This is a genomic window from Streptomyces sp. NPDC044921, assembly GCF_056432865.1.
Window position 1 is genome coordinate 42,283 of sequence record NZ_JBWKIF010000030.1, and the last position, 11,886, is coordinate 54,168.

The window sequence follows — 11,886 nt, forward strand, 5'->3', positions numbered from 1 at the left end:
TTGTGGACAGTTCAGTTGAAAGGCTTGACCGAACGGCCCCGCATTCCTAGCTTGGGCCGTCATGACATCCGGGAATTCCTCGAAACTTTCGAGATCGGCCGTGTTCCCGGCCCTCCGCTCCCCGGTTCATCGGGACCTCACCCCACCCCCCAAGGAGGCCCTCTGATGTGGCTCCGCCACCCGTCCCCGGCCCGCCCCAGACGCTTACTCGCCGTCCTCGCACCCCTGCTGCTCGTGGCCACCTTCCTCGGCGCCCAGCCCGCCGAGGCGGCCACCGTGGATCCCAACGCCTCGTATGTGCTGGTCAACCGCAACAGCGGCAAAGCCCTTGACGTCTACAACATGGCGACCAACGACGGCGCCCGCATCACCCAGTGGTCCAGGAACGACCAGAGCCAGCAGCAATGGCAGTTCGTCGACGCCGGGGGCGGCTACTACCGCATCAAGTCCCGCCACTCCGGCAAGGTGCTCGACCTCCACAACTGGTCCACCGCGAACGGCGGCTCGATCGTCCAGTGGACCGACCTCAACGCCACCAACCAGCAGTGGCGGCTGGCCGACAGCCCGGACGGCCACGTGAGGCTCATCTCGCGCCACAGCAACAAGGCCCTCGAAGTGCAGGGCGCCTCCACCGCCGACAACGCCAACATCGTCCAGTACGACGACTGGGGCGGCACCAACCAGCAGTGGCAACTCGTGAAGGTCGGCGCCGACACCCCCGGGACGTGCAGTCTTCCCTCGTCCTACCGCTGGACGTCGACGGGGGCCCTCGCACAGCCCAAGCCGGGGTGGGTCTCGCTGAAGGACTTCACCGTCGCCCCCTACAACGGCAGGCAGCTCGTCTACGCGACGACGCACGACACGGGCACGCGTTGGGGTTCGATGAACTTCGGCCTGTTCAGCAACTGGTCGGAGATGGCCTCGGCCAGCCAGAACACGATGTCGTCGTCCACCGTCGCGCCCACGCTCTTCTACTTCGCCCCGAAGAACATCTGGGTGCTCGCCTACCAGTGGGGCAGGACGGCCTTCTCCTACCGCACGTCGAGCGACCCCACCAACCCGAACGGCTGGTCGTCCGAGCAGGTGCTGTTCTCCGGGAGCATCACCGGCTCCGGAACGGGCCCCATCGACCAGACGATCATCGGCGACGGCACGAACATGTACCTGTTCTTCGCCGGTGACAACGGCAAGATCTACCGGGCCAGCATGCCCATCGGGAACTTCCCGGGCAGCTTCGGCTCGACCTCGACCGTGGTCATGAGCGACACGACGAACAACCTGTTCGAAGCCCCGCAGGTCTACAAGCTGCAGGGCCAGAACCGCTACCTCATGATCGTCGAAGCGATCGGTTCCCAGGGCCGCTACTTCCGCTCCTTCACGGCGACCAGCCTGAACGGCTCGTGGACACCCCAGGCCGCGACCGAGAGCAATCCCTTCGCCGGCAAGGCCAACAGTGGCGCCACCTGGACCAACGACATCAGCCATGGCGAACTGATCCGCACCAGCGCCGACCAGACCATGACCGTCGATCCCTGCAACCTGCAGTTGCTGTACCAGGGGCGCAGCCCCAACTCGGGCGGCGACTACGGCCTCCTGCCGTACCGTCCGGGTCTGCTGACGCTGCGGCGCTGACGGTGTGACACGGGTCCGGCTCCGGTACGGAGCCGGCCACGGGCGGGCCCGGCGGAAGGCCGGGCCCGCCCGCGACCGCGTCTCACCCGTCGGCCGTCAGGGCCGTCACCGGGCTGACGCGGGCCGCGCGCCTGGCCGGCAGGGCACCGGCCAGACCGGTGAGGGCGGCCATGGCGACGACCGTGCCGAGGATCTGCACCACGGGAAACTCCACGGACGCGTTGGCGCCGGTCGCTGCGACCAGCAGCCAGGAATAGGGGACGGCGAGCAGCAGGCCCATGGCGGTGCCGACGAGTCCGTACAGCGTGGCCTCGAGGGTCGGGGCGATGCCCAGGCCCCGGCGGGACAGGCCGACCGCGCGCAACAGGCCGGCCTCCCTGACGCGTTCGACGACCGACAGGACGGTCGTGGAGCCGACGCCGGCGCCGGCGATGAGCACGGTGAGGCCGATCAGGGCGAGGGCGCCGCCCACGAAGCACGCCGAGGTCGTCGACGGAGCTGTCGCGTTCGTCGGCGAGCACCTCGACGTGCGCCGTGTCCCGCGCGTCGAGCGCGGAGCGCAACGCGCGCAGGGCGTCGGCGCGTCCCTGTTCTCCGGAGGTCGCGGAGACGGGCGGCCACCGGGTGGCGGGGGCCGGTGCCGACTCCGTGACCTGTGGTGCCGGCGGTCGTCGGTGGTGCCGCGGCAGGGTGTTCACGTGGGATCCCGCCGTGCCGGTGGTGACCCCGAGGCGGGCACCGATTCCTGACCCGCGACAGCGAGAACGCCCGGTATCGCCTCAACGCCTTGATCCGGTCCCTTCAGGACGTGACGGTGAGTATCCGGTTGAGCGCGCTGTCGGGACGGCCGGTGAGTTCCTCCCAGGTGCCCTCCTCCGCGATGCGGCCCCGCTCCAGGACGGCGATGCGGTCGGCACGGCGGATGGTGGCCGGACGGTGGGCGATGACGATCGTCGTGCGGCTCTCCTCGGCCAGGACGGCGGCGAGTTGGGCGTCGCCGGTGTTGTCCAGATGGGCGGTGGACTCGTCGAGCACGAGGACGCGTGGCCGCACCAGCAGCGCGCGGGCGAGCGCGATACGAGCGCGCTGGCCGCCGGAGAGCGTGGCGCCGCGCTCGCCGACGAGGGCGTCCATCGGGGCGATCCGGTCGACGCCGCACCGCCGTGCCACCTCCGCGAGCGCCTCGTCGTCCGCCTCGGGCGCGGCGAGCCGCAGGTTCTCGGCCAGGGTGCCGTGCAGGAGCGGTGTGTCCTGCCCGACCAGCACCAGCGCACGCCGCAGTTCCGCGTCGCCCACCTCACGCACGTCCACGGGTTCGCCGTCGGCGGGCAGCAACTGCACCGCTCCGGCGGCCGGGTCCCAGAAGCGGGCCAGCAGGTGGGCACAGGTCGACTTGCCGGCGCCCGAGGCGCCGACTAGGGCGAGTGTCTGCCCCGCGGGGACGGTCAGGTCCACGCCGTTGAGCACCGGTTCGCCGCCGTAGCCGAACCTCACCCGGTGCAGCCGGACGCCCAGCGGTCCGGGAGGAAGGGGGCGTGGGGCGGTGGGCGGCGGGGCGAGCGCGGGGGCCTTGACGGCCGCGCCGACGCGGGAGGCGGCGGCGCGCAGTGCGACGGCCTGGCTGAGCGCCCGGGCCGATTCCGCGACGGGCCCGAGGACGGACAGGGCAAGGGCCATGGCCGCCGGTGCCCATGCGCCGTGCAGCCGTCCGGCGGTCACGGAGTGCGCCGCGGCGGTCACCACGCCGAGGACCGCGGCCACGATGAGGAGGTCGCGGACCGCGGCGGCCACGGCCTCCCCCGTGGCCTCGGCGCGCTGGGCGTCACCCACCTGCCGCCCGCGCTCCGCGAGCGTGCGGCGGCGTCGCGCCAGGGCACCGGAAGCGAGCAGTTCGCGCAGTCCGTCGATGGTCTCCACGGTGTCGGCCGACAGTCTCGCCACGGCCGTCCGGGTGCGGCCGCCGCGCTCCGCGCGGGCGCGTGCGTCGGCGAAGGGCGCCACCGCGAGGAGGGCCGCGACCGGCAGCACGGCCACCAGCAGCCACGGCTCCACCGTGGCGAGGACGACGGAACCGCCCGCCAGGACCGTGCCCGACGCCAGCAGTTGGGCTGTGGTGTGGGCGTAGAAGAACTCCAGTGCCTCCACGTCGGCCATGGCGGTGGCGGCGAGGTCTCCGCTGCGCCGGCCGGCGACCCGGGCGGGCGCGCTGCGGGCGAGTCCGTCGAAGACGCGGACGCGCAGTGCGGCCAGCACCCGGTAGGCGAGGTCGTGCGAGAGGTCCATCTCCCGCCAGGTCATCAGGGCGCGTACGGCGACGAGGACGGTGAGCGCGGTGACGGTCGCGGTGGACGGGGCGCGCCCCTCGGTGACGGCGACGCCCACGGTGTGGGCGGCCAGGGTCAGCAGCGCGACGAGGGAGCCCTGTTCGAGGCAGGCGGCGGCACAGGTGCGGGCCGTCATGGCGCGGTGCTCGGCCAGGGCGGGCAGCAGGGCACGCAGCGCGCCGCGCCCGGGTGCGTCGCCGGCGGCGGGTCGGGCGGCGGTGGTGCTCATGCGGCGAGTTCCCCTCGGTGGACGCGGCCGGACTCGACGAGCCGGGTGTAGACGCCGCCGGCCTCGGCGAGGGCGGCGTGCTCGCCGACGGCGTCCACCCGCCCGGCGTCGAGGACGACGATGCGGTCGGCCTGCTGGACGGCCGCGAGCCGGTGGGCGACCACCAGGACGGTCCGGCCGCTCGCCGCGTGGAGCAGCTCGCGGACGATGGCCGCCTCGCGGCGCTGGTCGACCGAGCTGGTGGCCTCGTCGAGGACGAGTACCGGTGCGTCGGCCAGCAGGGCCCGCGCGAGCGCCAGGCGCTGCCGCTGGCCGCCGGAGAGGGTGGCTCCGCGTTCGCCGAGGAGCGTGTCGTAGCCGTCGGGAAGGGCGGTGATCTCGTCGTGGATCCCGGCGGCGCGCGCCGCCGCGGTCAGCTCGTCGTCCGTGGCGCCGGTCCGGGCCAGGCGCAGGTTGTCGGCGATGGTGGCGTGGAAGAGGTACGTCTCCTGGGAGACGACGGCGATGCCCTGCCGCAGCGAGTCGAGTGCGTAGTCGGTCGTGGGGCGGCCGTCGAGGGTGATGCCGCCCTTCTGCGGGTCGTGGTGGCGCAGGAGCAGGGCCAGCAGGGTGGACTTGCCCGCGCCGGAGGGGCCGACGATCGCGGTGGTCCGTCCCGCCTGCGCGGTGAAGGAGACGCCGTCCAGGGCGGGCGCCGGGGCGCCGTCGTAGGTGAAGTGGACGTCGTCGAAGCGCACTTCGGGCGGCCCCTGCCAGCGGGCGGGGGCCGTTCCCGTGTCGGGGACTGCCGGCTCGGCGGTGCGCAGGGCCGCGAGGCCGTCGGCGGCCGACGCCCCGAGGTATCCGGCGTGCCACTCACGGGCGAGGTCGCGGACCGGGCGGAAGCACTCGGACGCCAGCAGCAGCACCAGGTAGGTGGCGGTCGCCGTGGTGGATCCGGTGACGGCCGACCAGCACGCCAGGAGCGCGGCGGCCGCGGTACCGCCCTGGATGGCGAGGTCGGTGATGCCGGTGTCGACCAGGGACACCCGCAGTTTCGCGACGGTCGCGCGGTGCAGGGCCGCGGACCGCTCCTCCAGGCGTGCCCGGGTGCGGCCGACGGCGCCCGCGGCGCGCAGGGCGGGCATGCCCTGGAGGGCTTCCAGGTAGTCGGCGCCCAACTCCTCGTAGGTGTCCCAGTGCTCCTTGCCACGGGCGGCGAGGAGCCGGTCCCAGGCGCGCGGCCCGGCCAGGGCGAGGAGCAGGGCGGGAACGAGGCCGAGCAGGGCGAGGGGTTCGATCGCGGCCAGGGCGGCGAGGACCAGGGGCGGCACGGTGAGGGTGATCAGGAGCTGAGGCAGGTAGCGGGAGACGTAGGCGTCGACGCCCTCCACTCCGTCGACGAGGGTGGTGCGGACGGCTCCGGCCCGCGCGGTGGTCAGGTGGGCGGGTCCCAACCGGCCCAGGTGCGCGAGGAGTTCGTCCCGCAGGCCGACCCTGACCCGGGCCCCGGCACGGGTGGCGGTGCGCCGCTGCCACACCGCGAGCCCGGCGCGCACGGCGACGACGGCGAGCACCGCGGCCAGCAGCCAGGGGAGCCGGCCGGTGTCACCGCGGGCCAGGCCGGCGAGCGCGAGGGCGAGCAGGGCGGCCTGTGCCAGGTGGGTGAGGGTGACGACGCCCTGCAGGAGGGTGGCGGCCAGCAGGGGGCGCCGTGCGCGCCGTGCGGCGCGGCGCAGCTCGGGGTGGACGATCACGTGGTGTTCTCCTCGTCGGCGTGGCGGGTGCCGAGGGCCAGTGCGTGGACGACCCAGTCCCGGCCCGGCGCGGCTCCGAGGGCGGCGCCGAGATCCGCCTGCTGCCAGGAGCCGACGGGCCGGGCCGCCAGGCCGTGGCGCAGGGCGGTGACGTGGGCCAGGTGGACGGCGAAGCCGGCCCGCAGGTGGGCGCGGCGGACGTGCGCGGCGTCGGCGTCCGCGGGACAGCCGTGGGCGAGCAGGACGGCCCCCGCGTCCGCGATCCACGCCTGGCCGGCGGCCCAGGCCGCGAGCGTCGGGCGGGCCTCGCCCGCCGCGTACCGCCGCAGGGTGCCGTCGGGTGCCAGGCGCACGAGGCCGGGCCGTGGCGGGCCGACCGCGGCGCACCAGTGCAACAGGTCGTCGGCGGCGGCCCGTTCGGCGGTGGCCAGGAGTGTCCGCAGTACCTCGTGGGAGGGGGTGCCCGGCAGCGGTGGTGGAGTGCTGCGGCGCTCCAGCAGTTCGGCCGGGGTGGGTGTGCCCCCGGGCAGTTCCGGGACGTGGGGGCCGTGGGCCGCGGGGGTCCGGCGCTGCCCGTCGGGCGGCGGGAGGCGCACGTCGGCCAGGGGGTTCTCGGTGAGTCCGTCGAGTCGCGCCTCGGGGGTGGGCGTGCCCAGGACGCGGGCGGCCAGGAGCAGCGCCGCGGAGGCGTGCCCGGTGTCGAGCAGCAACAGGGGCCAGGCCCGGTGGCCGTAGTGGGACACCGTGCGCCGGGCGGTGACGGAGAGCCGGGCGGTCGCGCCCGGCGGCGTGCCGTGGGGGGTCCGGCCGAGGCGGTGGACGCGGTGGCGCAGCGGGTCGTAGCCGTAACGGCCGGGCGGCAGGGAGCATCCGGCGCCCACGACCAGTTCGGTGTTGACCGGGTGCAGCGCGCCGGCGGACGGTGTCGGCCGCATGCGTCCGGAGTCGTCCGAGGCCGCCAGGGACAGGCGCAGCAGGGCCCCCAGGTCGAGTTCCGCCGGGCGGGCCTGCGGGATCGGCAGGGACGGCCCGGGCCAGGCGCGCACGGGTCGTCCGGCGGGCGTGTCCGGCCCGGGGTCCTGCGGGGAGCGGGCGAGGGCGAGGGCGGCGACGAGGTCCGCCGGGTGGTCCTCGCGGGGGTGTTCCACGGCGGTCCTCACATGTGCGGTGGAGGCGCCAGCGTGAAGTCCTCCGGCGCGCTCGGCGGGGTGGTGCGCCAGCCGCGCGCGACGGCGGCTTCGGCGAGGCGCGGGCAGCCGAAGTAGCCGAAGGCGGCCGGGGCGTTGGGCAGGAGTCCGGAGACGAGGACCCGGGCGACCCGCAGGGGCGTCTCGGCCACGTCCTCGGTGGTGAGGTCGAACGTCATCACACGGTGGCCGCCCGCCCGCAGGGCGTTCTCCAGGCGCTTCCGGCTGCCGGGTTCGACCTGGTCGACGGAGACGGTGCCGAGCGCGGGGGCGGTGAACCGCCGGGCCTCGGCCGCCATCCGTTCGTCCAGCCACACCTGCACGTGGGCGCCCAGGTCGCGGACGTGCTCGAACTGCTCGCCGCACGCGTCGAGGTACCGCCCGTCGGCGCGGTGCTCCAGGTAGAGCCCGCGGGCGAGCAGCCCGGCCTGGACGGCCTGGAACACCCAGCCGTCGGGGCCGGTCAGGCCCTGGGTGAACACCCAGGTGTGGACGGCTTCCAGGACGGCCTTGCGGGCGGCTTCGGCCGGGTCGTACTTGCAGGCGAACCCGGCCGCGTACAGGCCGAGGCGCGGGTCGTGGACGAGCGCGGCCATGCAGGGGGCGAACTCCGAGGGCATCTCGACGAGGTGGACGTCGAGGGCGGAGCCGGCCAGGTCGTCGGCGAGGCCGGGTACGCTCGCCGGGTCGATGCCCCGGGCCGGGCCGTCCAGGTGCCACCACAGTTCCAGGGCGTCGCGTTCGACGATCTCCAGCAGGCCGCGTTCGACGGCGTCGTCGAAGCCCTGTCCGGTGGCGATGCCGGCGTAGTTGAGGTGGTGGGTGCGGGGCAGCTCGCGCAGTTCGCCCTGGCGCCAGTTGAGGTGGGTGAGCGCGACGGGGGCCCACACCTCCGCGGCCCGCCCGTCGGGCAGCAGTTCGGTTCCGCGCGTCCACAGGGCCGGGGTGGCGGGGGTGAGGGGGCGGTAGGGGAACTTCTCACGGGCGTACTGCCAGTCGGCGTACGCGGGCAGGTCGCCGGGGCCGTACAACCGCAGGCCCTTCTCGGACAGTTCGGCAGCGGCGGCCCGCAGGGGGGCGTCGGGATGGCCGTGCGGCGGCACACGGTTGCCGCAGTACCGCTCGATCCCCTCGGCTATCGCGGCGACGCGGGCTTGCCCGGGGTCGCCGAAGGTGGTGCCGAGGGAGACCCGGTCGGCGGGCCACAGCCCGTGTCTGCGGGCGTCGGATATCTCGGCCGTGAACGCGGTGTAACGGGGCGGGGCGCCCGCGGGGTGTTCGACGGGCTCGACCTCGCGGACGATGCCGCAGACGGGGTCGACGAGTGCTTCCAACGGCAGCGTCGTCATCGCAGGATCTCCTCGACGGGGTCGACGGGGGCGGGACGGGACGGCAGGACGGGGAGGGTCAGCGCCACACTGTGCGGGTCGACCTCCCGCCGGGAGGCGAGCAGCCGGCCGGCCGTCATGGGGTCGTCGCCGGTGTGGGGGTTGCGGGCGTGGGCCGGGAAGTGGTGTCCGGCGATCTCCAGGCGCAGCCGCGTGCCGGCCGGCAGCCGGCGTGCGAGCCGGCCCAGGCCGATGGTGAACGAGGTTTCCCGGCCCGCCGGTTCGGCACGTCGGACGACGCCGACGGCGAGTCGCTCGGCGGTCCCGTCCGGTGTGAGTGCGACGAGCCGGGCGGCCCAGTCGGCACAGGGGCTGTGCGCCGTGGCCCGCAGGCGCGCGCTGACGGGGCCGACCACGTCGAGCGGACGGGGCAGCGGCGGCGTGACCAGCAGGCAGCGGTCGGGGGGACCGCCGGTGGGGACGGTCAGGTCGTCGGAGCGGACGGGCCGGTCGGGGTCGGCGGTGAAGCCGGGGCCGTGCACCAGCCGCGTGCGGGCCGTGCGGGGCTCGCCCTCGGCGCCGGCGGGCAGCCACAGGTCGGCACCGCCCAGGGCCTGGGCGCCCCGGTGGCCGGGGGTGAGTTCACCGCTGAGGGCGCTGCGGGCCCAGCGCACGTACAGCCCGCCGAGGTTCAGCCGGTGGGCGGGGCCGGCGTCGGGCCCGGGCGCGCCGACGAGGGAGTGGCCCCAGGGTCCGAGCAGCATCCGGGCCGAGGATCCGCCCCAGGCGCGCCACAGCGCGACCGTGTCGTCGGTGAAGTGGTCGTGGTGGCCGCCCACCGCGAGCAGGGGCGACCCGGCGTGTACCGCCCTGGCCAGGAGGCGGCCGCGGTCGCGGTGCCGCCACAGGTCCGCCCAGGAGGGCAGGCTGCGGCCCAGCCGTTCGGGGAGGCCGGCCAGCGGCAGGTGGGTGAGCAGTGCGGGGTCGGCGGCGAGGGCCTTGTCCAGCGCGCGGTCGTCGGAGTCGCGCCGGTCGCCGTGGGCGGCCCACCATCCGGCGCGGGACAGCAGCCGCTCCACGCCGGACACCTCGCGCGCCGTCTCCGCCGGGCCGAGGGCGGGCACGGCCGCGATGACGGCGTCGGGCCGGGCGTCCTCGGGCACGTCGAGCGCGAGGACGAGGGCGCAGTGGGCGGCGTAGGAGGCGCCGACGGCCACCGTCCGCCTGTCGCTCCACGGCTGCCGCCGGATCCAGCGGACGGTCGCCGCCCCGTCGTCGGCCTCGTACGTGTACGGGTGCCACTCCCCCGGCGAGGCGAACCGGCCCCGCACGTCCTGGACGACGGCGGCGAACCCGCGGCGGGCCCAGCCGTCCGCCTCGGCCCCGTGCCGGGTCCGGTCGTAGGGGGTGCGCACCAGGACGGCCGGGAAGGGGCCGTCACCGGCCGGGAGCCGGACGTCGGTGGCGAGTCCCTCCACCGCCACGCTGAACGCCGTCATCCGTTCTTCTTCGGCATCGGTGCGACGTCGGGCACCGGCAGGACGGGGTGCTCGGTGATGGTCAGGGTGCGCAGGTCCACCCGTCGGAGACGGCGCCGCGCCGGCGGGTTCGCCGGATCGGGGGCGCCGGTGGCCCACCGGTCGAGGTCGTCCGCGAGCAGTGCCGTGAGGAGCGTGGCGGCGGGAGCGCCGAGCCGGACGGGTGCGCCGCAGGTGCGGGGTCCGCTCCAGTACGCGGCCAGTTCGCGGTGGGCGGGCGTGGCGGCGAGCCGCCGGGACCGGACGTGGGCCGACGTGACGTCTCCGGGAACGGCGGCGAGCGGCTCGACGTAGGCCTGCCAGCCCTCGCGGTGGCAGCGCAGCCAGGCGACGCCGTGGTCGGGCAACCGGTCGGCGGCGTCCCACAAGCCGTCCGGCACGGGTCCGTCCAGGCACCACACGACCGCGGCCGGGTCTCCGTCGAGCAGGTCCTCGAGACCCACGGGTGCCCGGTCGGCGGCGGTCACGGCCCCGGTCGTGCGCGGCCTCGCGCCCAGGGCGGCCAGCTGGGCGGCGAGCGGTTCGGTCAGCACCGGGTCGCCGAGGATCCGGACGTCACGGCGAGCGGCGGGCCAGGCTGGTGGCCGCGCTGCTTCCGCCAGGTAGCCGGCGTCCTCGAACCCCCGCAGCACGCGCTCCAGTTCGCCCTCCACGGGGGCCGCGGCCCCTCCGCTGAGCAGGGACAGCAGCGCGTCCTCGTCGACGCCTGACGTCCTGACGCTGAAGAACTCCCCCGCGGGGGTGCGGACGGCGAGGCCGCGCCCGGGCACGGCGACGACCTCGGCGCCGGGGACGAGTCGGCTGCGGGACACGGTGTTCCTCCTGTCGGCGGGACTGGGACGGGCGTGGGCCCGCCCGGAAGGCATCGGGCGGGCCCACGGTCGAGGGTGGTTGGGCCCTCGCTTACTCCTCGGTGTCCTCGAAGGGGTTCTCGACGAGCGCGTTGGAGTGGGAAGCGGAGGCGTGAGCCAGCTGGCCCGGGTCGGCGATCGGCGTGAAGATCTGCTCGTTTTCCATGAACTCTCCTTCATCAGCAGGGAGATACGGCGTTCGGTCGAGCGCCGTGACCACACCCTAATGAATCTGATTTTCATATTCTAGAGCGGGGAGAGGGTGATCTGGGTAACACACCGGCCAGCCGCCCTCGGGGTCCCGGCCGACCCGGCCGGCCACCTTCAGCACCTCGGCCAGCAACCGCGGTGTCACGACCTCCCCGGGCGCTCCGTCGGCCACCACACGGCCGTCGCGCAGGGCGACGACGCGTTCGGCGAACCGGGCCGCGTGGGCGAGGTCGTGCAGCACCATCACGACGGTCAGCCCGCGCTCCTCGCGCAGCCGCACGACCGTCTGCAACACGTCGAGCTGGTGGTGCAGATCCAGGTACGTGGTCGGCTCGTCGAGCAGCAGGACGCTGGTGTCCTGGGCGAGCGCCATCGCGAGCCGGACCCGTTGCCGCTCGCCACCGGACAGCGCGTCGACATCGCGGTCGGCCCAGTCCTCCACCCCGACGTCGCGCAGCGCCCGGTGCACGACGGGGTCGTCGCCCTCGCGCAGCATGCCCAGCGGACCGCGTGCCGCGTACCGCCCCTGACGGACGAGGTGGCGCACGGTCATGCCCGGCACGGCCGGAGCGGACTGGTGCAGCAGCGCCACCCTGCGTGCCGTGGCGCGCCTGGAGAGGCTCGCGAGGTCGTCCCCGCCGAGCAGCACCCGCCCCTCGCCGGGTCGCAGCAGCCCGGCGGCCAGTCGCAGCAGGGTCGACTTGCCGCAGCCGTTCAGGCCGATCAGGGCGGTCAGTTCGCCCGGCCGGACGGTCAGGTCGACACCCCGCAGCACGGGTCTGCCGGGATAGCCGAAGTGAACCCCCTCGAAGTGGATCCCCACGGACTCGGTCATCCTCAGTCCTTACGTC

General features: G+C 75.0%; 10 protein-coding genes. 1 reads left to right on the top strand and 9 read right to left on the bottom strand.

All coding sequences use genetic code 11. The features are described 5' to 3' along the window. The first annotated feature begins 165 nt into the window (after positions 1–165). Entirely contained in the window at positions 166–1,632 is a 1,467-nt protein-coding gene (locus AC07DA_RS33345) for a non-reducing end alpha-L-arabinofuranosidase family hydrolase (RefSeq protein WP_479131982.1), read from the top strand. Positions 1,633–1,714: 82 nt separating this feature from the next. Here the strand turns inward: AC07DA_RS33345 and AC07DA_RS33350 are convergent, their stop codons facing one another. The 9 genes from AC07DA_RS33350 to AC07DA_RS33390 form a co-directional block, all read right to left on the bottom strand. Continuing rightward, the gene (locus tag AC07DA_RS33350) at positions 1,715–2,104 is read right to left on the bottom strand and encodes an ABC transporter permease (RefSeq protein ID WP_479131983.1); all 390 of its coding nucleotides are present in this window, start codon (positions 2,102–2,104) and stop codon (positions 1,715–1,717) included. Positions 2,105–2,433: 329 nt separating this feature from the next. Next, positions 2,434–4,185, bottom strand: coding sequence for an ABC transporter ATP-binding protein (locus tag AC07DA_RS33355; protein WP_479131984.1), 1,752 nt, complete (start codon positions 4,183–4,185; stop codon positions 2,434–2,436). Continuing rightward, entirely contained in the window at positions 4,182–5,921 is a 1,740-nt protein-coding gene (locus tag AC07DA_RS33360) for an ABC transporter ATP-binding protein/permease (protein WP_479131985.1), read from the bottom strand. Before AC07DA_RS33360 ends, AC07DA_RS33355 begins: the two co-directional genes overlap by 4 nt. Further along, positions 5,918–7,069, bottom strand: a complete 1,152-nt coding sequence (locus AC07DA_RS33365; RefSeq protein ID WP_479131986.1) for a SagB/ThcOx family dehydrogenase — start codon at positions 7,067–7,069, stop codon at positions 5,918–5,920. The genes AC07DA_RS33360 and AC07DA_RS33365 overlap by 4 nt, the downstream gene beginning before the upstream one ends. A gap of 8 nt (positions 7,070–7,077) precedes the next feature. Then, entirely contained in the window at positions 7,078–8,457 is a 1,380-nt protein-coding gene (locus tag AC07DA_RS33370; protein ID WP_479131987.1) for a YcaO-like family protein, read from the bottom strand. Next, on the bottom strand, positions 8,454–9,935 hold the full coding sequence (locus tag AC07DA_RS33375) for a CocE/NonD family hydrolase (protein ID WP_479131988.1): 1,482 nt from the start codon (positions 9,933–9,935) through the stop codon (positions 8,454–8,456). The genes AC07DA_RS33370 and AC07DA_RS33375 overlap by 4 nt, the downstream gene beginning before the upstream one ends. Beyond that, entirely contained in the window at positions 9,932–10,786 is an 855-nt protein-coding gene (locus tag AC07DA_RS33380) for a hypothetical protein (protein WP_479131989.1), read from the bottom strand. The genes AC07DA_RS33375 and AC07DA_RS33380 overlap by 4 nt, the downstream gene beginning before the upstream one ends. A gap of 91 nt (positions 10,787–10,877) precedes the next feature. Then, positions 10,878–10,991: a streptamidine family RiPP gene (gene amiA / locus AC07DA_RS33385; protein WP_479131990.1), complete on the bottom strand. Its 114-nt coding sequence runs from the start codon at positions 10,989–10,991 to the stop codon at positions 10,878–10,880. A gap of 57 nt (positions 10,992–11,048) precedes the next feature. Next, positions 11,049–11,870: an ABC transporter ATP-binding protein gene (locus AC07DA_RS33390; RefSeq protein ID WP_479131991.1), complete on the bottom strand. Its 822-nt coding sequence runs from the start codon at positions 11,868–11,870 to the stop codon at positions 11,049–11,051. Positions 11,871–11,886: the final 16 nt, after the last annotated feature.